Source organism: Actinoplanes sp. TBRC 11911 (genome assembly GCF_012933445.1).
In the GTDB taxonomy this organism is placed as follows: Bacteria; Actinomycetota; Actinomycetes; order Mycobacteriales; family Micromonosporaceae; genus Actinoplanes.
The window spans coordinates 1-21,203 of sequence record NZ_JABBNC010000026.1; the positions used below are offsets into that span (position 1 = coordinate 1).

A 21,203-nucleotide genomic window follows, 5' to 3' on the forward strand; every position below is an offset into this window, starting at 1 on the left:
ATGGCCATCGCTGAGGACCACTACGTTACGGAGGCGTGATGCGGATCGAGCGCCCCTGACGCCATTCGGCTGAGTCGGCGGGAAACAGGTGGGTCACCTCTGCCGGTCCGCGGGCCAGCGATGTCGCCTTCCGCTCCGCCTCTTCGTCGCTGCCGGTGAGCCGGCCCGCACGCTGCCGCAGGTATTCGTCCCAGGTCGGCATCTGATAGATTTCGGTAAATTTATCGGGTGTAGCGCCGTCCCGAAAAAGACCCCACCGGCTCGCCCCGGTCCGGAGCCGCGACCCGCGTACGGCCTCCATGGCCTTGATGAACGAGTCCACATGTGGTTCGTCGACCCGGTAGACGGCAGTGACCAGCACCGGGCCGTCGTCCAAGTGCGGCTGGAGCATGATGTGCGGCTCGGGCCAGAAGATCGCCGGGCTGCGGTCGGCGCCGTCCTGCTCGTACACGGGCAGCAGGCGGACCGTGGCGGTCCCTGACAGCATGGCCGCCGCGGCCGCGAGGAACGTCACTCGCAGGCTGCTCAGCGCGGTGACTTGCCCCCAGACGAGAGCACCCACGGCCTGCGACCCGGCGAAGACCACCTGGTAGATGCCGAAGCCGCGGGCGCGTACCCAGTTGGGCAGGAACAGCTGCAGCGTCGCGTTCATCCGCGACACCAAGGTCATCCAGGCCAGACCGGCTGCGATCAGGGCCGGGATGACGGCCGCCCGCTGCGGGACCAGCGCGACCACGACCAGGGCTACGCCGTACACGAGACCGGCCAGCACGATCAGCTTGCCCGGCGAGAGTCCCCGGCGGATGCGCGGCATCAGCAGCGCCCCGATGATCGCGCCGACGCCGAGAGCGGCCAGCAGAATGCCGTAGCCGGTCGCCCCCAGACCCAGTTCCTGGTGTGCGACCAGCGGCAGCAGACCCCAGACCACGCTGCCCGGCAGCACGAACAACACCACACGGGCGAGCAACCGGGTGACCACCGGTGCGTAGCGGACGTAGTGCTCGCCGGCCCGCAGCGCCGGACCGAACCGCTGCGGGTGCGACGGCCCGGTCCGCCGGGGGCGGTGCCAGCGCAGCAGGGCCGCGGCGAACACGGCGTACGAAAGCGCATTGAGACCGAAGACGGCGGCGGAGCCGACCTGCGCGACGATCAACCCGGCCACCGCCGGACCGGCCGAGCGGGCCAGATTCGTGTTCACCGCACCGAGGGCCGACGCCGTCGGCAGTTCCTCGCGGGGCACCACCTCCGGAATCACGGCCTGCCAGGTCGGAAGCGTCAACGCCTGGCCGACGCCGAGCAGGAACGTGAAGAACAGCAGCAGCCCCGGCGGCATCAGACCGAGCCAGGTCAGCACGCTGAGCGCGGCGCCCGTACTGAACAGCCCGATCTGCACGGCGAGCAGCAGTAACCGCCGGTCCAGCACATCGGCGAGTGCCCCCGACGGCAGCGCCAGCAGTAGCACCGGTGTCATCGTGGCAACCTGGACGAGGCTCACCCAGGTGGCGGCGTTCGGCTCGCGCACCACAAGCCACTGTGCTCCGACCGTCTGCATCCACGTGCCGGCGTTACTGGCCAGCACGGCGATCCACAACGAGCGGAAGACGCGGTCACGCAGTGGGTTCATCGACGCCGCGAACCCGGTCCGGACCGCCGCAGCACCTGTAACACTTCCATGACGTCAGTCGATCTTCACGGATTTGATTTTCTCAAGCACACCGGCGCCGTGCACTTCGATTTCTCTCTCCGGCGAAGGCCTGCGGATCTCCGGCCGCTCCTCCGCGGTGACTCCATTCACTTCCGCCATCGGTTCGTGCTGAGCGAAAACGTAATCGCTGCCACAAGCGCTGGCGACGGTCAGAATCGCAAGTTCGCGCAGCCGAGGTGGCAGGCTCAGCCGGGTGTACATCACCGTCCCCAGAACGATGAACGGCTTGGCCGTGGCTGGGGAATGGGTCAGCTCCTTGAGGACAGGGTCCTGCGGGAGAGGAGCGAGGAAGGCGGTGAGTTCCGCAGGGACCTCATCCGGGGAGGGAAATGGCATCCGGGGCATTTTTGTCCTCATTTTGGTTCGTGATGTGCGATGGACGGTTGCCGCGTATGACGTCAGTTGACGACGGAAATGACGATGCCCATGAAAACCACGCCCAGCACCGTGGCGGCCAGCGTGCCCCACGAGGGATGGTTTGCATGCGCCTCCGGCAGGATCTTGCTGGTCGCGATATACAACAAGAATCCGGCGAAGTACGCCAGAAGCAGGGCCACCGTACCCGAGGATACGAAAATGACGGAGCCGACCGCGGCGCCTGCGATGGGCGCCAGCGCGTCGGCGACCAGCAGCGTGAGAGCCCGGCCACGAGAGTTGCCGTACATCGCGGTGAGCGTGAAAGTGTTGAACCCGTCGGCGAAGTCGTGAGCAAGCACAGCGATGGCAACGACGGTCGCGACCGCCGACCCGGCCGAAAAGCTCAAGCCGATGCCCAGGCCGTCAAGGAAGCTGTGACCGACCAAGGCTCCACCGGCCAAGAGGCCGAACCGACGGGCGTTGTCACGGGGGCGGGCGTAGTGCACGACGCTTCCGCGGTGTAACTCAAAGGCCTTCTCGGCCGTGTGGATCGTCAGAAAACCCGCGACGAACAACAGCATTGTCGCCGGGACCCCCGCCACCTTTGCGTGCGATCCATCGAACGCTTCCGGGAGAAGATCGAAGGCAACGACCCCGAGCACCACCCCACCGGCGGCACCGAGTACGAGGTGACGGCGGTCGGTCACTCTAAGAGCAACGAATCCCCCGATGGTTGTCGTCACCCCTGAACCCACACCTAAGAGAATTGGAGCGATCATGAATGGTCCCTTCCGCCTCCAACGGAACACTCTCATTTATCGATTCGAGGGACGATTCCTGCATCGCACGTGTCGTTTCCTGCCGGGCTCCGACGGGACCGCGATATTCTTCGGGAGTGGATCGCTTGGAAATCCGGGACCTCGAATACTTTGTCGCGATCGGTGAGGAGTTGCACTTCGGCCGGGCGGCCGAGCGGCTCGGCATCGCCCAGCCGCCCTTGTCCCGGGCGATCTCGCGCATCGAGCGGCGGATGAAAGTGCGGCTTCTCGAGCGCACGAGCCGCCGGGTCGAGCTCACACCGGCCGGCGTGATCCTCCTTGAGGAGGGACGGGGCGTTCTGCAGAGCTTGGATGCCGCGGTGCTCCGGGCCCGGCGGGCGGCGGAACCCGGGCCCGTGGTCCTCGCGGTGTATCCCGGTGCCGCCTCCCAGTTCCTCGCCCGGCTCGTTCGTGCCGCCGAGATGCCGGAACTGACGCTCAAGTTCACGCGTGACACGCCGGCGGCCGTTCAGGACGGGACCGCCGACGCCGCACTGGTCTGCCTCAGCACCGACGACGTCGCCGGCTTCGAGACCATCAGCCTGACCCGCGAACGCTCGATGGCACTGGTGCCGCGCGACCACCATTTAGCCGCCGCGGCCGCCGTCCCCGCCGCGGCGCTCCGGCGTGAACCCGGCTTCGAGGAATACCCGCCGGCCTCGCTCGACGAGATCGTGGACCGGGTGGCCGCCGGGCTGCTCGTCACCGTCGTCGGCGACAGCATCGCAGCCCGGCTACCACCCGCGGTCGTCGGCGTGACCGTGACCGATCTGCCGCCCTCAGACCTCGCCCTGGTCTGGCCGGCGCCTGTCCGGCGGCCCGAGCTCCACATGCTGGCCAGGGCAGCGAAGACGCTCGCCGACGAACCGGCAGCCCGTCAGACGTGAGTCGTGCCTCCGTCGACCGATAATTCGATCCCGGTGACGAAGCTGCTCTGATCCGAAGCCAGGAACAGGGCTGCGGCGGCCTGTTCGGCGGCGTCCGCGATCCGGCCCAGCGGTATCGGCGCCGCGATCATCTGCCGGAACTCGGCCACGGACATGCCCTCCGGTGTTGCCGCGTCGATCGCCGGTGTCTCGGTCGTTCCCGGCGCCAGCGCGTTGACCCGGATGTGGCGCGCGCTCAGTTCGTTCGCCCACGTCCGGGCGAACGAACGCACCGCCGCCTTGGACGCGGCGTACACCCCGAGCCCGGACGCCCCCTGCACGGACGCGATCGACGACGCCAGAATCACCGACGCGCCGTCGTTGAGGACGGGCAGCGCCTTCTGGACGGTGAACAGGGTTCCTCGAATGTTGAGCCCGACCAGCTGGTCGAGGTGTTCCTCGGTAATCTCGGCGAGCGGGACGAAGCCTCCGCCCCCGGCGTTGGCGAAGAGCACGTCGACGCGTCGGCCGTCTGCGACGATCCGGGCGTACAGACGATCCAGGTCCGCCAGATCGGTGACGTCGCCCGCGACCGCCGCGACGTTGGCACCGATCTCGTCCGCCGCCGCATCGAGTTCTTTCGCCCGCCGCGCCATCATGTAGACGAACGCGCCCTCCTCGGCGAACCGCCGCACGGCAGCCAGGCCGATGCCCACACTGGCTCCGGTGACCACGGCGGTCTTGCCGTCAAGCTGACCCATACTGCTGTACTCCCCTGCTTGATGTGCATGAAGGCGGCGAAACACCGCCAGCCACACCAGCAAACAGCGCGGTGCCCGGCTCATCAATGACCGTCCAGGTATGCGGCGATACCTAGACGAGTAGGTCCTGACCGTGGTTGTAGGCGGTGAGTGACCTGGTTACGGTGTGGCCGGTGGCACGGTGGTGCCAGAGCTGAGGCGTTGTGGCGATCCGTCGCGGCCAGGCCGTCCCGCTATGTGGACACCGCGGTCACATCGTGGATTTCTGTGAACCTTGGAGAGTTGCGCCCACATACGAGCCATAACTCTCCAAGGTTCACATTCGGCCGGAAAGACCTGCCGGGCGAAAGCCTCGTTACGTGACAAACACATTCTCCACAATGGACGCTAGTCCCACATCGCGGACGATGGGTCCATGATGCGGGCGCAGGTCTCAGCAGGCGGTCACCCGTCCCACGGAATGGAAGCGCCGCGCAGCCGCGCGGCGAGCCCGCCCGTCCGGCAGCCCAGCCAATCCGACAAATATCAGGAAATGTCGGATATGCGAGAGGGGTGGCCGGGGGCTGGCAGACGGACGGCGATCAGATCGCTGATCGCCTACAGCCTCTGATCCGCCTACGGGTGCACGAAAACGCCATATCGCGCAAGGTCAGGGACGCGACGCGGAAGACCTGGCCGGGCGCGCCTCACGATAGATGCGGACGAATGTCCACGCGCTCACCGCGCTGCCGAACAACCCGGCGAGCCAGACCACGATCAGGCCGATACGAGCCGGCACGCCGACCCCGTCGCGGTAGAAGACGAGCGCGAAGGTCCAGCCCAGGGCCAGGACCGCGGCGCCCGGGAAGGTCAGCAGCATCGGGATCAGCCAGTCGATCAGGCGGTTCGGGCGCGGGTTCTGCCGGCTCCAGGCCACCCAGCCGAGACCACCCGGAGTGCGCGGGTGCAGCGAATCCCGGATGTAGTGGCTGATCGATCGGATCGCCTCGCGCTGGGCGGCATACCGGCCGGACAGCAGGTAGGAACTCATCGGAATCGCCAGGAGCAGCGCCAGCAGCTGAGGCCGGGACAGCGCGAAACCGAACACCGCGCTGCTGAGCGTCAGCTGCAGGGCGAGAATCTGCTGCTGATACTTCGCCCGGGTGTCGATCTCCAGCCGCAGCGATGTGTACTCGGCGACCGGTCCGGCGGACTGGGCGGGATCCACGAATCAAACCTCCTGGCGATCGGCGGCGTAGTGGCCGTGCGTGAAAACCTGCATGTCGTCCCAATCCCCGGCGGCACGGCGGAACCGTCGATACCGGACTCCCAGCCGATCCGCGCCCGCGCCGACGATGCGGTGGCCGCTCGGCAGCAGCAGACCGGCGGCCGTCCGCTCGTCGTACACCGGCCGGAAACCCGCCGCCAGCACCGCTCGCCGGGCCCGGTCGTGACGGCAGTCCACCTCGACGAACTGGGGATACACGGCGGACCGCAGGGCGCGCGACATCATCAGCGACAGCCCACGCCCGCGGTACCGCGGCTCCACCGCGATCGCCCCGACCTTGCCGTCGCCGCGGACGTAGGACGCGGCGACCATCGGCGCGTCGCCGCCCGACCGATCCCGGATCCAGGCGAGAGCGGCGCCCTCGCCGACCAGGCGCTCCCGGTGCACTTCGGAGGGATAACCGCGTTCCCCGTACGCCTTGACGATCGTCGCGACGGCCTCGGAGACCAGCATCGGGTCGGCGCGAACCTCGTCGACGCCGGCCAGCCCGGTCTGCCATCGGCCGGCCGCCTCGCCGGTCAGCCCGAGGAACTCCTCGACGATCGTCCACGTGGCGTCGAAGCCGTCGACGAGGCGGTGGCCGTCGTCGACCCGGGCCAGCCGGGCGCGCGGCAGGATGCCGGCCAGCCGGCTCACCTCCTCGGGCGGGGCGATCTCGTCCCCGGTGGCGGCCAGCAGCAACACCGGCACCTCGATCCGGGCGAGTTCGTCGTCACGCAGCGGCTCGGCCCCGGCCAGGAAGTCGTGCCGCAGCGGCAGCCGGCCACCGGCGGCGTAATGCTCGAACTCCCACTCCCCTTTGGTACGCCAGCGCTGGTCGTCCGCCTCGCCGGCCACCCGCAACAGGGCTCGCCGATGGTCGGTCACCGGCGTCAGCAGAACCGCCCGGTCGACGCGCGGTGCGGGCCGGCGAGCCAGCGCCCGGAGCAGGACCATCGCTCCCAGGCTGCTGCCGATCGCGAACGTCGGCCCGGGGTCGCTGCCGAGCACGTCGCACGCCATGTCGGTGATGGCGTCCAGGGACAATCGGGGGAACGACGGCAGATTCAGATCCGGCGTGGACAGAGCCAGCCCGTGCCGCTCGGCGGCGGCGCCGAGCAGGGCGGTTTTCGCCGACTGAGGGCCCGACGCGAAGCCGTGCAGGTAGATCAGCCGGGCATCCATTTTCGCGAACCTCCCTGGGACTCCGGTCTGCTACCTTATCGTCACGAGCCGATGTCCTGCAGTGCCGACGACGTGGGGATCCGGTCATGCACGATTGCTTTCTTTGTGCCGCGAACGGGCGTACGGATGATTCGGTTTCGTGGTTTGACCGGCCGTTGTTTCGGGAAGAGGGCGTCGGTGTCGCATTGAGCGCGGTCGGCGCGCTCGCACCCGGTCACCTGCTGATTTCGCCGGTCGAGCACACCGAATCGGTGCGCCGGCTGGCACCGGGCCGGCGGCCGGCCTTTCTCGATTTCACCCGTCGGGTACAACAGCGCCTGGAGCACACGTACGGGCCCCTGACGGTCTTCGAGCACGGCTCGTGCGGCCGTGCCGATCAGCGCCGGTCCGCCTGCGTCGCGCACCCGCACATCCAATTGCTGCCGGGACGCTACGGGTTCGGCCGCCTCCCGCTTCCGGTGACCTCTTTCGACTCGCTCGACAACCTTTTCGCGGCGACGACGCCGGCCGGCGACGACCAGGGTTATCTGCTTTACCAGGAGCCGGGCGGAATGGCCTGCTTGGCCGCCGACGTCGGCGTGTCGCAGTTCTTCCGCCGGCACGTCGCCGAGCTGATCGGCGAGCCCGACGACTGGGACTACGCGCTGTTCCCGCGCTGGGAGAACGTCCGCGCGACGCACCGCGACCTGCTCGGCGCCGGGGTCCGCGAGGCTTCCCGATGAAGGTTCTGGTCAGCGGTGGCGCCGGGCTGATCGGACGGCACACCGTGCGGCTGTTGCTGGCGCACGGGCAGTCGGTTGTCGTTCTGGACGATCTGCGCCTGGGAAAATACGACGAGCTTCCGGCCGGCGACGGGCTGGAATTCCGGCAGGGCAGCGTCACCGATCGGGCCACGGTCTCGGCGGCTTTGCGGGACGTCGACGCCGTGATCCACCTCGCCGCCCCGTCGTCTTTTCTCATGTACGAACAGGACGTCGTGGGCGCGACCATCGGTACCACGGCCTCCTTCGTCATCCTGCTGGAGGAAATGCGCCGTGCGGGCATCGGCAAGCTCGTTTACGCCAGCACCAGCGCCGTCTACGAGAGCAATCCCGTCCCGTACCGGGAAGGAATGCCTCTCTCCCCGCTGGACATGAAGGCGCTGTCCAAGAAATGGGGTGAGGAAGCCGCCCAGTACTACTCCGACCGGTACGGCATCCGGGCCGTGGGCCTGCGTCCGTTCAGCGTGTACGGGGTCGGGGAAAGCGCCAAGGCGGGATACGCGAACATCGTCACGCTGTTCGTCTGGGCGATGACGAACGGCTATCGCCCGGTGGTGTGGGGCGACGGACTGCAGACCCGCGACTATCTGTACGCCGCGGACATGGCCGAGGCCCTGTGGCTGGCTCTGTGCAGCGACCTGCCGAGCCAGTGCTTCAACGCCGGCACCGGCATCGAGACCTCGTTCATCGAGGTCATCGCCACGATCAATGAGGAGCTCGGCAGCTCCCTCGAGCCGCTGCACGTCGAGGTCCCCAGCGGGATCTACGCCCGCCGGCTCGTGGCGGACACGACACGCCAGCGCGACGTGCTCGGCTTCACGCCGCGGATCAGCCTGCGGGAGGGGATCCGCCGGCTGATCGCGGAGGCCAGGTCATTCGCCGACCGCGGCACCGACCTGGGCGTGCACCAGCATTTCTTCGAGCGGCTCGCGGCCGACAAGACGCTGCATCGTTAGCCGCTCACCGGCATCGGCCGGCACGCCGGCAGCCGCTCTCGCCGGGCGGCGAGACGAGGACGATGCCGGCGCCGAAGCCACCCCGCTGGGCCCGCTTGGCCTGCCGCATCTGCTCAATCTCCGGTACACCCACGCCCAGCCACGACGCGTAGGCGTGGATCACCTCGAGCACGTCGGCCAGCTCCTCCACGACCGACCGATCGTCGCGGGCGTCGGCGACCTCGTGCGCCTCCTCCACCAGCTTGTCCCGGAGGAGCAGCGGCAGCTCGTCCGAGCAGGCCACCCTGGTCTCGAACTCGGTGCCGTCGGCCCGCATGATCTCGGGGATCAAATCACGTACCAGTTTGCTGTCAGCCATGACTTCCTCGTCGCCGATTGCATTCGCCGCAGGATAAGTCATGGCGCGACGGATTGCACCACATCGTCCCATAAACGGCTTCGTGTTTGGCCCGGCTTCGCCCGTGACGCGAAGATGACCTTCAACGTCGCATGTACGATCCGTTGATGAACGTCTGTTTCTCCGGCTACACGTCGGTGGGCAAAACGACGCATTCGCTGCTGCTCGCCGAATCCCTCGGACTCACCTACGTGTCCGCGTCGGAGATCCTGCTCGACCGCCTGGGTGTGGAACGCGAAAGCGTGCATCAGTCCCGGACGTGGTTCACCCGCTATGCGGAGTTCGGCGCGGCGCTGCAGTCCACCACCATCGACGCGGAGATCGACGCCGAGCTGGAACACCGGGCCCGCCACGACGACGGCGTCGTCTTCGACACCCGCTTTCTCCCGTGGCTGTCCGGTGACCGGCCCTTTCGCATCTGGCTGGCGTCGGACCTCGCGGCGCGCGCACGCAAATGCCACGTCTCGATGGACGGCAGCGGACCGGGTCCGGTCGAGTGCGCGCGCGACGTGCAACGGCGCGACACCCTCGACGTCGAACGACTGCTGCACGCACACGGCGAGATCTTCGCACCCGACCGCGAATTCTTCGACGCGATCCTCGACAACGGAATGCTCATTCCGCAGGCGACTCGCGAATGCGCGGATCGCGGTATAGCCGTTTTCCACGAGTACGTCCTGGCCACCGTCAACGCGCTCGCCGGTGACACCGGGATGCTTTTCGCATTGTTCCGCGACGATCCGCGGGCGCGCGACATCGTCCGGTACGTGCGCGGCGTGGCGTTGCCATGACCGGGCCGCAGTGCCCGGACTGTGTACCCCGGCCGATACTCGCGGCGATGCCGCCCTTCGCCGTCGTGGCGCTGGATTCCGGGGCCATCGCCATCACCTCGGTGCGGTGCCCGCGGCACGGCGGCTTCGCCCGGCTGGCGGACCTGCCGGACGAGCATCTCGACCGGGTGCGCTTCCTGCGCGGCATCATCAGCCACTTCCACCGGGACGAGGGCGTCGAGGCCGAGCTGTCGATCGAGGATGCGACCGGACCGGCCGGCGGATCACTGTGCCTGGTCTGCCTGCCCGATGCGACGGGTGCGCCGGCGACGGTGCCGGCCGGCGCCCTCGCCCTGCCGGAGGGCATCTACGACCTGCACCGCGCGGCCGCCGACCGGAAATACACCTACGTGGAGCGCAAAACCATCGACGAGACGGTGAGCCCCGAGCGTGCCCAGCGCGAGCGCTGGCAGGGCTGGCTCGTATCCGCCGCCCCGCACCAGGCGGCCGCGCCCGGCTCCGGCGCCACGTTCCGCGGGTGGCTGCCGCGGCAGGACCGGTACGCCGGTTCCGACGACGCCGGCGTCTGGACGATCGACTTCTTCCGGTCCGTACGGCGGACGAACCAGGCGGGCAGCGCCGCGGTGGCCGGGCCGTTCCTGCGGGAGTGGTCCGCCGCATCCGCGGGAGAGGGCGCGGTCCGCTTCGCCGGACACCTGCGAGGTTCCGGCCCGGCCGAGATCCTCGACGCCGGGTGCGGGCCGGCCGTGCACCACGCGGCCTTCGCCGAGCTCGGATTGCGGCCGACCGGAATCGATCTGTCGCCGGTGATGCTCGCGGCCGCGCGCACCCACAGCGGCGCCGCGCTGGTCCAGGGTGACGTCGGGGCGTTGCCGTTCCGGGACGGCCGTTTCGCCGGGGTCTGGCTGCGCGCGGTGCTGGTGCACGTGCCGCGCGCGCAACTGCCCGGCACCTTGCGCGAGGCCCGCCGGGTGCTGGCCGGCGACGGCACGCTCTACCTCAACCTCCAGCCGGGCCGGGGACTCACCCTGCGTCGTGAGGGCCGGACTTTCGTGTATCACGACGAATCCGACGTGGTACGCCTGTGCCGATCCCTGGGCCTGCACGTGATCGACCGGTGGTCCGACTCGGTCGGCCACGGCTCCCTCGGCGACACCCGGGTCAAACAGTGGCGCCATCTCGTCCTGCGCGCGGCGGAAGGGGAAACGGACCGATGATCGAGTGGCCCGAGGAGTTCGCCGGTCTGCGCACCGCGATCGCGGAACGCGCCGGCTATCAAGAACTGTCCATCGTGGAGCGGTTGAGCGGCGCGTCCGGCGCGGCGACCTTTCTCTGCCGCCCGGAGAGCACGATGGGCCGGCCCCACCATCTGGTCGTCAAGGCCGGCCCCGCCGCCCTCCTGCGGCAGGATCTCGACGGCCTGCGGCGGGCCCGGACGATGTTCCGGGACGCGGGAACGATGCTGGACGACCACGTCGAGATCGACGGCCAGATAGCCATCCCGCTGGCCCTCGCGGGCAACCGCCCCGCCACCTTCGCGACATGGTTCGCCGGCGCGACGCTCGCGGAGGTCGAGGCCGTCGTCGACGACGTCCTGCTGCACACCCTGCGCCTGCCCGACCTCGCGCTGCAGCCGACGAACAAGAACGCCTTCGCCTGCCACACGCTGACCGAGCCGGAAAAGCTCGGCCGCCGGCTCGCCGACCTCGGCATCGACGGCTCCCGCCTCTGGCTGTGGTGGGCCCAGGCCACCGAACGGTCGACCCGGCCGAGCGCCACCCGCCTCGCGCACGGCGACCTGCACGGCGGCAACATCCTCGTGTCGGACGGCGAGCCACGCACCCACGTCGTGGACTTCGCCGCCACCCGGCCCGCCCATTACCTCACCGATCTCGCCAAGCTCGAACGCGATATCTGGCTGCGGCTGTACCGCGGCGACGAGACCGACCGGGTCGCGGCGTGCGCCCGTCTCGCCGAGAGCTCCGTCCAGTCCGCCGAACCGGAGGAGAAGAAGGCTCTCGCGGCGCTGCGGCGCATCCAGGCGATCGCGGCGAAGTTCGCGCCGCCCGATCTGGACGGCGTCTGGGAGTACGAGGTGGCACTCGCGGCCCAGTTCATGTTCGCCGCGGGCAGCGTTCACCTCTCCCTGCCGGCGCGCCGGGCCGCCCTGGCCCGTGCCCATGCGCTCCGCCGCTCGCTGGAGTCGCGGGACGCCGACCTCAAACTCGACCGGGCCGTCGAGCGCCGCCTCCGGCGCAGAACGACACTGGCCCTGTTCGCGTACTCGTTCCTCCGGCTGGACCAGTTGCCCAACGGCGCCTGGGGCCGCACGGTGAACAACTGGATGGAGTCGCTGTGGGAGGGCGACCGGGGGACGATCACCCGGGACACCAACATCCGGAACAACGGCGGCACGGACATCCTCTGCGCCAACGTGATCAACCTGGTGGAGCACCTCCGGTTGACTCTGGATCGCCGCGAGGCCGCCGACCTTCTCCAGGACAATCGGGCGGTCGAGCGGGCCGGCAACAACATCGCCGCGCGGCGCGGCCCGCGCGGCGGCGTCGGCAGCAGGTCATCCGGGCGGGGGCATGCCGACGTACGCCTGCGGCACACCGTGATGGCCGTCCTGGCGCTGCTCCACGAGTGCGCGGGCAGCCTGAACGCGGGCGGGCGGCCGGACGCCGCCAAGCTGCTCGCCGAAGACCTGATCCGGGACATGCCGCTGTGGCGGCACGACACGAGCCACCTGTTCGGGTTCGCGATGGCCACCACGAAACTGATCGACGTGCTGGGCACCGACGTGGGCAGCAGCCTGCCCGACGCCGTCCGCGAGCAACTCCGCACGGCGCTGGAGGCCGCCCTGCCGGAGATGCTGGCCGCCCTGCACGCGGAGAACAGCGACGGCACGCTGCGGCCGAGACCGGAACCCCCGGAATCGGTCGAGCTCGGGCGCCCGTTCTTCTGGCCGTACAACAGTTTCTGGCGAATGGAACGGTCCGGCCTGCTGATGTATCTCCCGCTCGCCCTCGTCGACGGCGGCGCCAAGCTGGCGACGCCGGTCGTCGAGCACCTCGGCGCCCGGATCGCCGGCTGCCTGCGCCAGCTGCTGCAGGAGATCAAGGCGCCGTTCGACCCGGTCGATCCCACCGCCAGCCTCATCCGCTACCACCGCGGGCCGGGGGCACGCCGCGACTGGGCGCTGAGCGCGGAGCTCGCCGGCCTGCTCGAGGCGCCGGCGATAGCGGACCTCATCGGCGCCGGCGACGAGGACGCCCGAGACCTCGAGACGAAGCGCCAGGCCCTGCGGTCGGCACTGGACGAGACGTACGACCAATATCTCGCCCAGCCGGAGTTGTTCCACCACACGCACGCCGCGTCCTTCTTCCGGATTCTCTGGTCGCTGCGCGACGTGGCACCGTCCGGCGCGCTGCTGCGCGCCTTGGACCTGGAAACCAACAAGACGATCCGCGGCGGCATCACCGAGGCCGAGCTCGACCGGCAGGTGGCGGCCATCCGCGCGTTGTCCGGCGCCACGGCGACCGACGTCGATCATGACGCATTGGTGGCCCTGCTGGTCGACCAGCTGCAAAGCGGGTACTACACCGGCGAGCGTCAGCACTGGGGTGACCGGACCCTCGAGGCGTACACGGGCGAGGCGGCGTCGCGGTTCGCCGCGCTGTCCGCGGCGAATCATCTCCCGGTGGTGGAACGGATTCTGGAGAGCATGCTGGAATCGGTTCCCGACCGTGGCCGGCGTGCCCTGGACCTCGGCACCGGGACCGGCAGGCACGCGGCACTGCTGTCCCGGATGGGCTTCGACACCGACATCGTCGACCTGTCACCGGACATGCTCCGGATGGCCGCCGCCCGCCTCGGTGTCGAGCCGCCCGGCCCGGCGGACCTGCGGGCGCTGGACTTCGGCGACGGCACCTACGAGCTCATCGTCGCCGCCGAATCGGTCGTGCACCTGACGTGCGAGGAGGCCGAGCGGGTGGCGGGCCGGATCCGCAAGCTGCTGCGGACGCACGGGGTGGCCTACTTCAGCTTCCAGGTCGGCAACAACGCGCTGGTCTCGTCCGACGGCCGTTTCTACGCCCACCACACCGAGCAATGCATCGGCGCGCTGCTGTCCGCCGCCGGGCTCAGGGCCGAGCTCACCATGCCGCGCCAGGTCGAGGCGTACGAGAAAAGCATGTATCCGACCCACTCCCGGTGGACCTGGCTGGACGTGTATTGCCGGGTCGCCACCCCCTAGCGCCCGGGTGACGCCCGGTCAGGCCCGGCCGGGCACCACGACGGCATGCTGGCGAATCCCCGTAGCATCGCTGGTCCTTGTCAGAAAGGCGTCGGGATGCGACGCAGCGGCAGGTCCGGCTCACGGTAGCCGTTCGGCTTCTGTCGCTTGGGCAGCGTCACGTCACGGTGATGCAACGGTTTGTACGGCACGTTCGCCAGCAGATGGGTGATGATGTTGAGCCGGCCGCGCTTCTTGTCGTCGGTGTTGGCCACGTACCAGGGCGCCCACGCCGTGTCGGTGGTGCGGAACATCTCGTCGCGCGCGCGGGAGTAGTCGTACCAGCGGCTGTACGACTTCAGGTCCATGGCGGAGAGCTTCCAGATCTTGCGGGGGTCGTTGATGCGGCTTTCCAGGCGCAGGGTCTGCTGCTCGGGGCTGACCTCCAGCCAGTACTTCAGCAGCCGGACGCCGGAGTCCACGATGGCCCGTTCCACCTGCGGGACGGCCTCCAGGAACTGCTGGCTCTGCTCCTTCGTGCAGAAGCCCATGACCGGCTCGACCCCGGCGCGGTTGTACCAGCTGCGGTCGAAGATGACGACCTCACCGGCGGCGGGCAGGTGCGGGACGTACCGCTGCAGGTACATCTGGGACCGCTCCCGGTCGGTCGGGGTGGGCAGCGCGATGACCCGGAAGACCCGGGGGCTGACCCGTTCGGTGATCGCCTTGATCGTGCCGCCCTTGCCGGCGGTGTCGCGGCCCTCGAACACGATGCAGATCTTCGCGCCCGACGTCTTGACCCATTCCTGCATCGCGACCAGCTCGCCGTGCAACGGGCGCAGCTCCCGCCGGTACTCTTTCAACTTCATCCGGCTCACGTGCTCTCCCCTCCAAGGACTAGCCGGGCGCGCGCGGGTTCGACCGCCTGCCGCGCGTCGAGCGTGGCGGGCGCGAGGCGGCCGCGGCGGATCGCCTTCGTGATCTCGACGACGACCGGAAGCAGCAGGGCGAGGCCGATGCAGGCCAGCCACTGCAGGCCGGTCAGCGGCTGGGTCAGCAGGCTGTTCTGCAGGAAGTCCAGCCGGGTCGCCAGGACCACGAAGCCGGCCGGGATCAAGCCGATCGCCACGGCCTTGAGGATCGGCGGCAACAGTCCGCTCGCCGGGTCGCGCCGGTTGGTCAGCGCGTTGCCGACGGTGCCGAGACCCATCACCACGAACGCCATCGTCATGGCCGCGCTGGGTCCGTCCGTACGGGGCTGGTCCGGGCCGGCCACGAGCGGGATCAGGGCGGCGACGAACAACACGCTGGCGTACAGCAGCCAGTACAGGACCGTCGTGCGGTTGGTGAGCGGGACCTTCGGGTCGCGGGGCGGACGGTTCATCACCTGCGGGTCGCCGGGATCCACCGCGATGATCACGACGCCGATGGCGGTGGCGAAGAAGAACAGGTAGAGCACCATCGACGGGGTGAGGGCCACGCCGTCGTTGATGTTGAACGCGGTGGCCGCCACGAAGAGCAGCACCAGCGCCAGCAGCTGCGTCATCTGGTACCGCACGTACGCGACGATCTTCTCGTAGACGCGGCGGCCGATCTCGATCGCGTGGACCAGCGTGCCGAAGTTGTCGTCGGTGAGGATCATCCGGGCGGCCTGCTTGGTGACCTCGCTGCCGCTGCCCATCGCCACCCCGATGTCGGCTTGTTTGAGCGCCGCGGCGTCGTTGACGGCGTCGCCGGTCATCGCGACGATCAGGCCCTGTGCCTGCAGCGAACGGGCCAGGCGCAGTTTGTCCTCGGGCGAGACCCGGCCGAACACGTGCAGTTCCGGCAGCCGGCGGGCCAGGTCGTCGTCGGACAGCTCGCGCAGCTCCCGGCCGCTGATCGCGCCCGCGCCGAGGCCGAGCGTCGCGCCGATGGCCTTGGCGGTGACGGCGTAGTCGCCGGTGATCATCCGGACGTCGATGCCGGCCCGTAGCGCGATCCGCACGGCCTACTTCGCCTCCGCGCGCAGCGGGTCGATGATCCCGACCATGCCGACGAAGCCGAGCTCGCGGGTCAGCGACATCGGGTCGTTGGTGAGCGCGCCACCCTCGTCCGCCTCGATGATGCGGGCGGCGAAGGCCAGCACCCGCAGGCCCTTCTCGGCCATCCGGCGGTTCGCCGCCTCGATGTCGGCGGCGGCCTGGCCGATCGGCACCTGGCTGCCGCTCAACGGGCCGCCGGCCTGCGAGCAGCGTGCGAGCACCACGTCCGGCGCGCCCTTGACCAGGGCGATGACCTGCTTGCGGCCGTCCGAGGCGTACCGGTGGAAGGTGGCCATGAATTTGTACTCGGAGTCGAACGGCACCTCGGCCAGGCGCGGGTAGGCCCGCCGGGTCTCCGCCGCGTCGACGCCGAGTTTGGCCGCGAGCACGACCAGCGCCGCCTCGGTGGGATCGCCGACCACCGTGCCGTCGTCGCCGACCGTCGCGTCGCTGTCCAGGGCGAGGCCGAGAGCGAGCCGGGAGAAGTCCGGTACCGGCGTACCGGCCACCGAGGTGATAGCGCCCGATTTGCGGTATCCGAGGCCGTCGACGGTGAACCAGGAGCCACCGGCGTACAGGGTCGAGACCATCATCTCGTTCATGGTCAGCGTGCCGGTCTTGTCGGTGTTGATGGCGCTGGTGGCGCCCAGCGTCTCGACGTCGGTGAGGTTCTTGACGATGGCCTTCGACGCCGCCAGGTTCTTCGCGCCGTAGGAGAGCAGGCCGGCGACGAACGCCGGAAGGCCGGTGGGGATGGCCGAGATCGCCATCGCGCTGCCCAGCAGCAGGAGCTGATCGAGCTCCAGGCCGCGGATCCAGCCCACCACCACGATGAACGCGACGGCGGTCCAGGCGATGACGCCGAGCACCTTGGTCAGCGAGTCGAGCTCGCGCTGCAGCGGGGACCGGGTCCGCTTCACCTCGGTCAGCATGGTGGCGATGCGGCCCATCTCGGTCTGCATGCCGGTGGCCGTGACCACGACCGTCGCCGTCCCCCGGGTCACCGACGTGTTCTGGAAGACCATGTCGGTACGGTCGCCCAGCGCCACGTCGCCGGCCGCGAGGGTGCTGCCGTCCTTGGCGACCGGTGCGCTCTCCCCGGTCAGCGCGGCCTCCTGCACCTCGAGGGTCGCCGATCGCAGGATGCGCCCGTCGGCCGGGACCAGGTCACCGGCCTCGAGCCGGACGATGTCGCCGGGCACCAGGTCGACGGCCGGTACGGCGGTGAGCGCGCCGTCGCGGACCACTCTGGCCTCGGGCACCTGCATCTTCGACAGCGCGTCCACACTGGCGCGGGCGGCCAGCTCCTGGCGGGCGCCGAGCACGACGTTCAGCAGCACCAGCAGACCGACGATCACCGCGGTCGAGAACTCGCCGATGACCAGGCTGACCGCGACCACCGCGAGCAGCATGATGTTCATGGTGTCGCGCAGCTGCTTGAGCGCGACGGCCCACACCGAGGGCGGCTTCTCGCCGGTGATGCGGTTGGGGCCGTAACGGCTCAGCCGCGCGGACGCCTCCGCCGCGCCGAGCCCCTGGTCCGGGTCGCTGTCCATCGCCTTGACCACGTCGGCGACCTCGCTGGAGAACCAGGTCGTGGTCACGTGCACCCCTCTCAGCCGGTGAACTTGCCGCTGCGCAGGCGCTCGGCGCGCATCAGCGCGAGCTCGTCCGCGCCGGAGACGACGATTCGCGGGTCCGGCGCGAAGTCGAGGCCGGGATCGCGGTCCTTGTAGTCGACCGCGTTCAGGATGACCTTCATCGTGTTCAGCCGGGCGCTCTGCTTGTCGCTGGACCGCACGATCACCCAGGGTGCCGCCCGGATGTCGGTGCGCACGAGCATCTCGTACTTGTGGTTGGTGAAGTCGTCCCAGCGGTCCTGGGCCTGCAGGTCGATCTCACTGAGCTTCCACTGCCGCAGCGGATCGGTGAGCCGGCGCTCGAAACGGCGGGCCTGCTGCTCCCGGGTCACGCTGAAGTACAGCTTGACGAGCACGGTGCCCTGGCGTACGAGATCCTTCTCGAAGCCGGTGACGCCGCGCAGGAAGTTCTGATATTCCTGGCGGCTGCAGAAGCCGAAGACGCGCTCGACCATCGCGCGGTTGTACCAGCTGCGGTCGAAGAGAACGATCTCGCCGCCGATCGGGAACTGCGCGACGTAGCGCTGGAAGTACCACTGGGACCGCTGCTCCTCGGTGGGCCGGCCGAGGGCGACCACCCGGTAGTGCTTCTCGTTCATGAACCGGGTGACGCGCCGGATCGCCCCGCCCTTGCCGGCCGCGTCCCGCCCCTCGAACAGCACGATCATGCGTAAGTTCTCGCGTTCCAGGTGACGCTGCAGCTTGAGCAGTTCGACCTGCCACGGGCGGAGTCCGCGTTCGGCCTTGTGCTTGCGCGACAGCGCGGTCCGCTCCTGCCGCAACGCGGCGAGCTCGCGCATCGCTTCCTGATACGCGGCGAGGAGATCGGCCGGCTCCCCCGGTGGCTGTGTGCTCGGCATCCGCCCTCCTCCACGATCATGTCGAACGGCGACCCCTCGCCCGGCGCATATCTGACAGTCCTGCCGGTGCCCGGCGCCTGCCTCATCCGGCAGGGGTGACTCGACCCCGATGATCATCAGTTCCGGCCGGACGACGTGCCCTCGCTGGTGTGGTCGGGGATGCAGACGGCCACGGCCGGGCGGCCGACGATTGCTCGAACGTCCGATCAGTGACGCCCGGCGCGAACGCGCAAGGTCTCCTTCGGCGACTGGCCGTACGTCATCCGGTGCTGGTGCGCGAAACGCGTCAAATTGCCGAAGCCCCAGCGGTACGCGATGGCCGAGACGGTGTCCTGCCCCGGATCGGCGGCCCGCAGGTCGGCGTGCGCCCGCTCGAGGCGTACCGACCGCAGATAGGCCATCGGCGCGACGCCCAGGTGCCGCTGGAATCCCTCTTGGAGGGTGCGCACGCTCACGTTGCAGCGACGGGCCAGCTCCGCGGTGGTCAGCGGCAGTTGCGGCCGGGCGTGCATGATGTCGACGGCGGTCCGCACCGCGGCCGGCGGGATCGGCTCGGCGGCCCGGTCGAGGGCCTGCCGGAACGCCGGGTTGCTCACCGTGCAGAAGCCGGTGACGAGGCTTTCCACGAACGGCATCGCGGTCATCGGGCGGTGCAGCACGCTGTCCGGGTCGTCGAGCTGATCGCGGAGCACGCGCAGCATGCCCAGCCAGCTCCGGCCCGGGCCGGTACGAAGATCGAAGCTGGGGTCGAACCCGGCACCACCCCCGCGCAGCGCCTCGGCCAGCGTCCGGTCGACGACGCCGCCGTCGATCCGCAGGGCGAGGTTGCGGGTGCCGGCCACCCACCGGGTGACGACGGTCTCGCCGACCGGCCCGGACACCGAGGCGGTCTCGGTGGTGGCGGTGACGTCGATGCCGCGGTGCCGGGACCGGACAGCGCCGGACAACGGGACGTTGACGTAGTAACCGGTGCGGAGTTCGGCGAAGTCGAGGCGTACGTCGGTGTGGTGGGTGATCTCGGCCAGGGTGAGCGGGCCGACCTGCGTCAGCCGGTAGTCGAGGTCGAAGCCGCGGCCGGGGTCGAGCTGCTCGACCGTGTGCGGGAAGAAGACGCCGTGGCAGACGTCGGCGGCGTTGTCGCGGGACGTCAGGCGGCCGCGCTGCCCGGGTTGCGCGGCGAACTGGTCGGCTCCCATCGGGCCATGGTGCCTGCTCAGCGCGGTGTGCGGCCGCATGAGCCCGCTCACAGGGGCCCGCGTTCCCGGACGAAAGTTCGCGCTCAGCGGTTAGTCCGGGCGCTCCGGCATGGATTTTCTTGAACCCATGACGTCAAGACGGATCGCCATCGTCGGGGCCGGCCAGTCCGGCCTGCTGCTGGGGCTGGGACTGCGGGCAAACGGATACGACGTGACAATAGTGGCCGACAAGCGGGCCGAGGAGGTTCGTTCGGGACCGCTGCTGTCGAGTCAGCTCGTGTTCGGGCCGGCCATCGCGCTGGAGCGGCAGCTCGGCGTGCATTTCTGGCCCGGCGACGTGGCCGCGGTCACCGAGATCTCGTTCACCGCGGCGGTCGCACCCGGCGCTCCGGAGCCGGCCATCGCGTGGTCGGCCGGCCTGGCCGCCCCCGCGCAGGGAGTGGATCAGCGGCTCAAGGTCGCGGCCTGGATGACCGAGTACACCCGGCGCGGCGGCGAGATCCGCTACCAGAAAGCGACACTGGACGATATCGAGGGATTCGCCCGCGAATTTGACCTCGTCGTCGTCGCGGCCGGACGCGGACCGCAATTCGAGCGGCTTTTCCCGCGCGACGACGCACTGTCGCCCTATCGACAGGCCCAGCGATTTGTCGCCGCCCTGCAGATGCGCGTGCCCGACGACGATCCGATCCCGGCCAGCCTGCGATTCTCCCAGAGCCCGGCCGGCGAGGTCGGCATCATTCCGGCGCTCACCGTCGAGGGGCGCGCGCTGGGCATGGGATTGTTCGCCGTTCCGGGCGGCCCGATGGACGTGTGGGACGGCGTCTCCGATACCGAGCAGCATTTCGAGCTCGTCCGGAAATTGCTGCGCGACCAATTCCCCTGGCGTGCCGAGATCATCGAGCGGGCCGAGCCGTTGTCCAGCCTGCGCGGCCGCATCACGCCGACCGTGCGGCACCCGGTCGGCACGCTGCCGTCCGGCGCGAAGGTCCTCGCCCTCGGCGACACGGCGGTGACCAACGACCCGCTCGCCGGGCAGGGCGCCAACCTGGCCGCGTACGCCGCACGGTCGTACGCCTCGGTCATCCTGGAGCAGGGCGACCGCGCGTTCGACGAGGGGTTCATGCGGGCCTCGTTCGCCCGTTTCTGGACGGTGGGCCGGTACGCGACGCGGTTCAGCAACGACCTGCTGGCCCCGCCGGCCGCGCACATGCCGGCGCTGTTCCAGACCGCGCAGGTCGTGCCCGAGGTCGCGCGCCGGTTCGTGGGCGTCTTCGAGAACCCGGCGACGTACACGGAGTGGGCCACCGACGGGACCGCGGCGATGCGGTATCTCGAGGAGGCCAGGGCCCGCGCTCGGGGGTGAGCCGCGGGCGGCCGGCGTGCTCGCACCAGGCGCGCGA

General features: G+C 69.6%; 19 protein-coding genes. 7 read left to right on the forward strand and 12 right to left on the reverse strand.

Annotation, left to right across the window (positions count from 1 at the left end; all coding sequences use genetic code 11):
• Nucleotides 1–25: 25 nt before the first annotated feature.
• The 3 genes from HH310_RS29010 to HH310_RS29020 all read right to left on the reverse strand — a co-directional run bounded on the left by HH310_RS29010 (nucleotide 26) and on the right by HH310_RS29020 (nucleotide 2,841).
• Entirely contained in the window at nucleotides 26–1,624 is a 1,599-nt protein-coding gene (locus tag HH310_RS29010) for an MFS transporter (RefSeq protein WP_169178868.1), read from the reverse strand.
• Between the two features lie 54 nt (nucleotides 1,625–1,678).
• Complete coding sequence (locus HH310_RS29015; protein WP_169178869.1) at nucleotides 1,679–2,041, reverse strand: carboxymuconolactone decarboxylase family protein; 363 nt, start codon at nucleotides 2,039–2,041, stop codon at nucleotides 1,679–1,681.
• Between the two features lie 62 nt (nucleotides 2,042–2,103).
• Entirely contained in the window at nucleotides 2,104–2,841 is a 738-nt protein-coding gene (locus tag HH310_RS29020) for a ZIP family metal transporter (RefSeq protein ID WP_169178870.1), read from the reverse strand.
• A gap of 116 nt (nucleotides 2,842–2,957) precedes the next feature.
• Between HH310_RS29020 and HH310_RS29025 the strand changes: the two genes are divergently transcribed.
• Nucleotides 2,958–3,767 (forward strand): LysR family transcriptional regulator, encoded by an 810-nt coding sequence (locus tag HH310_RS29025; RefSeq protein WP_169178871.1) that lies wholly within the window; start codon nucleotides 2,958–2,960, stop codon nucleotides 3,765–3,767.
• Here HH310_RS29025 and HH310_RS29030 read toward each other — a convergent pair.
• From HH310_RS29030 to HH310_RS29040, 3 genes are all read right to left on the reverse strand, one after another.
• The gene (locus tag HH310_RS29030) at nucleotides 3,758–4,507 is read right to left on the reverse strand and encodes an SDR family NAD(P)-dependent oxidoreductase (RefSeq protein WP_169178872.1); all 750 of its coding nucleotides are present in this window, start codon (nucleotides 4,505–4,507) and stop codon (nucleotides 3,758–3,760) included. The genes HH310_RS29025 and HH310_RS29030 overlap by 10 nt on opposite strands.
• Before the next feature lie 649 nt (nucleotides 4,508–5,156).
• Nucleotides 5,157–5,714, reverse strand: coding sequence for a hypothetical protein (locus HH310_RS29035; protein WP_169178873.1), 558 nt, complete (start codon nucleotides 5,712–5,714; stop codon nucleotides 5,157–5,159).
• 3 nt (nucleotides 5,715–5,717) lie between these two features.
• On the reverse strand, nucleotides 5,718–6,938 hold the full coding sequence (locus tag HH310_RS29040) for a YqiA/YcfP family alpha/beta fold hydrolase (protein ID WP_169178874.1): 1,221 nt from the start codon (nucleotides 6,936–6,938) through the stop codon (nucleotides 5,718–5,720).
• Between the two features lie 185 nt (nucleotides 6,939–7,123).
• On the opposite strand from HH310_RS29040, the gene HH310_RS29045 reads away from it, so the two are divergent.
• The gene (locus HH310_RS29045; RefSeq protein WP_169178875.1) at nucleotides 7,124–7,660 is read left to right on the forward strand and encodes a hypothetical protein; all 537 of its coding nucleotides are present in this window, start codon (nucleotides 7,124–7,126) and stop codon (nucleotides 7,658–7,660) included.
• Nucleotides 7,657–8,655: an NAD-dependent epimerase/dehydratase family protein gene (locus HH310_RS29050; RefSeq protein WP_169178876.1), complete on the forward strand. Its 999-nt coding sequence runs from the start codon at nucleotides 7,657–7,659 to the stop codon at nucleotides 8,653–8,655. Before HH310_RS29045 ends, HH310_RS29050 begins: the two co-directional genes overlap by 4 nt.
• Before the next feature lie 4 nt (nucleotides 8,656–8,659).
• Here the strand turns inward: HH310_RS29050 and HH310_RS29055 are convergent, their stop codons facing one another.
• A complete protein-coding gene (locus tag HH310_RS29055) occupies nucleotides 8,660–9,013 on the reverse strand; it encodes a nucleoside triphosphate pyrophosphohydrolase (RefSeq protein ID WP_169178877.1) in 354 nt (117 codons plus the stop codon).
• Nucleotides 9,014–9,159: 146 nt separating this feature from the next.
• Between HH310_RS29055 and HH310_RS29060 the strand changes: the two genes are divergently transcribed.
• The 3 genes from HH310_RS29060 to HH310_RS29070 are packed head-to-tail and all read left to right on the forward strand — an operon-like array spanning nucleotide 9,160 to nucleotide 14,101.
• Nucleotides 9,160–9,843 (forward strand): hypothetical protein, encoded by a 684-nt coding sequence (locus tag HH310_RS29060; RefSeq protein WP_169178878.1) that lies wholly within the window; start codon nucleotides 9,160–9,162, stop codon nucleotides 9,841–9,843.
• A 47-nt stretch (nucleotides 9,844–9,890) separates the two neighbouring features.
• Nucleotides 9,891–11,060, forward strand: coding sequence for a class I SAM-dependent methyltransferase (locus tag HH310_RS29065; protein ID WP_169178879.1), 1,170 nt, complete (start codon nucleotides 9,891–9,893; stop codon nucleotides 11,058–11,060).
• Complete coding sequence (locus HH310_RS29070; protein ID WP_169178880.1) at nucleotides 11,057–14,101, forward strand: methyltransferase domain-containing protein; 3,045 nt, start codon at nucleotides 11,057–11,059, stop codon at nucleotides 14,099–14,101. The genes HH310_RS29065 and HH310_RS29070 overlap by 4 nt, the downstream gene beginning before the upstream one ends.
• A gap of 80 nt (nucleotides 14,102–14,181) precedes the next feature.
• Here HH310_RS29070 and ppk2 (HH310_RS29075) read toward each other — a convergent pair whose 3' ends face one another.
• From ppk2 (HH310_RS29075) to HH310_RS29090, 5 genes are all read right to left on the reverse strand, one after another.
• Nucleotides 14,182–14,949 carry a polyphosphate kinase 2 gene (gene ppk2 / locus HH310_RS29075; protein WP_169178881.1) on the reverse strand — a complete coding sequence of 256 codons (768 nt, stop codon included), beginning with the start codon at nucleotides 14,947–14,949 and terminating at the stop codon, nucleotides 14,182–14,184.
• Between the two features lie 5 nt (nucleotides 14,950–14,954).
• A complete protein-coding gene (locus tag HH310_RS45535; RefSeq protein WP_211192759.1) occupies nucleotides 14,955–16,067 on the reverse strand; it encodes an HAD-IC family P-type ATPase in 1,113 nt (370 codons plus the stop codon).
• A gap of 3 nt (nucleotides 16,068–16,070) precedes the next feature.
• Nucleotides 16,071–17,708 carry an HAD-IC family P-type ATPase gene (locus tag HH310_RS43300; protein ID WP_211192760.1) on the reverse strand — a complete coding sequence of 546 codons (1,638 nt, stop codon included), beginning with the start codon at nucleotides 17,706–17,708 and terminating at the stop codon, nucleotides 16,071–16,073.
• Nucleotides 17,709–17,719: 11 nt separating this feature from the next.
• Nucleotides 17,720–18,604: a polyphosphate kinase 2 gene (ppk2, locus tag HH310_RS29085; protein ID WP_169178882.1), complete on the reverse strand. Its 885-nt coding sequence runs from the start codon at nucleotides 18,602–18,604 to the stop codon at nucleotides 17,720–17,722.
• Between the two features lie 206 nt (nucleotides 18,605–18,810).
• Nucleotides 18,811–19,800 carry an AraC family transcriptional regulator gene (locus HH310_RS29090; RefSeq protein ID WP_169178883.1) on the reverse strand — a complete coding sequence of 330 codons (990 nt, stop codon included), beginning with the start codon at nucleotides 19,798–19,800 and terminating at the stop codon, nucleotides 18,811–18,813.
• 127 nt (nucleotides 19,801–19,927) lie between these two features.
• Between HH310_RS29090 and HH310_RS29095 the strand changes: the two genes are divergently transcribed.
• The gene (locus tag HH310_RS29095; RefSeq protein WP_169178884.1) at nucleotides 19,928–21,166 is read left to right on the forward strand and encodes a styrene monooxygenase/indole monooxygenase family protein; all 1,239 of its coding nucleotides are present in this window, start codon (nucleotides 19,928–19,930) and stop codon (nucleotides 21,164–21,166) included.
• Nucleotides 21,167–21,203 lie beyond the last annotated feature (37 nt).

Bases quoted from the DNA above. Each gene is read 5' to 3' on its own strand.
- HH310_RS29010 (WP_169178868.1), bottom strand. From the start codon at position 1,624: ATGAACCCACTGCGTGACCGCGTCTTCCGCTCGTTGTGGATCGCCGTG.
- HH310_RS29015 (WP_169178869.1), bottom strand. From the start codon at position 2,041: ATGCCATTTCCCTCCCCGGATGAGGTCCCTGCGGAACTCACCGCCTTC.
- HH310_RS29020 (WP_169178870.1), bottom strand. From the start codon at position 2,841: ATGATCGCTCCAATTCTCTTAGGTGTGGGTTCAGGGGTGACGACAACC.
- HH310_RS29030 (WP_169178872.1), bottom strand. From the start codon at position 4,507: ATGGGTCAGCTTGACGGCAAGACCGCCGTGGTCACCGGAGCCAGTGTG.
- HH310_RS29040 (WP_169178874.1), bottom strand. From the start codon at position 6,938: ATGGATGCCCGGCTGATCTACCTGCACGGCTTCGCGTCGGGCCCTCAG.
- HH310_RS29050 (WP_169178876.1), top strand. From the start codon at position 7,657: ATGAAGGTTCTGGTCAGCGGTGGCGCCGGGCTGATCGGACGGCACACC.
- HH310_RS29055 (WP_169178877.1), bottom strand. From the start codon at position 9,013: ATGGCTGACAGCAAACTGGTACGTGATTTGATCCCCGAGATCATGCGG.
- HH310_RS29060 (WP_169178878.1), top strand. From the start codon at position 9,160: ATGAACGTCTGTTTCTCCGGCTACACGTCGGTGGGCAAAACGACGCAT.
- HH310_RS29065 (WP_169178879.1), top strand. From the start codon at position 9,891: ATGCCGCCCTTCGCCGTCGTGGCGCTGGATTCCGGGGCCATCGCCATC.
- HH310_RS29070 (WP_169178880.1), top strand. From the start codon at position 11,057: ATGATCGAGTGGCCCGAGGAGTTCGCCGGTCTGCGCACCGCGATCGCG.
- ppk2 (WP_169178881.1), bottom strand. From the start codon at position 14,949: ATGAAGTTGAAAGAGTACCGGCGGGAGCTGCGCCCGTTGCACGGCGAG.
- ppk2 (WP_169178882.1), bottom strand. From the start codon at position 18,604: ATGCCGAGCACACAGCCACCGGGGGAGCCGGCCGATCTCCTCGCCGCG.
- HH310_RS29090 (WP_169178883.1), bottom strand. From the start codon at position 19,800: ATGGGAGCCGACCAGTTCGCCGCGCAACCCGGGCAGCGCGGCCGCCTG.
- HH310_RS29095 (WP_169178884.1), top strand. From the start codon at position 19,928: ATGACGTCAAGACGGATCGCCATCGTCGGGGCCGGCCAGTCCGGCCTG.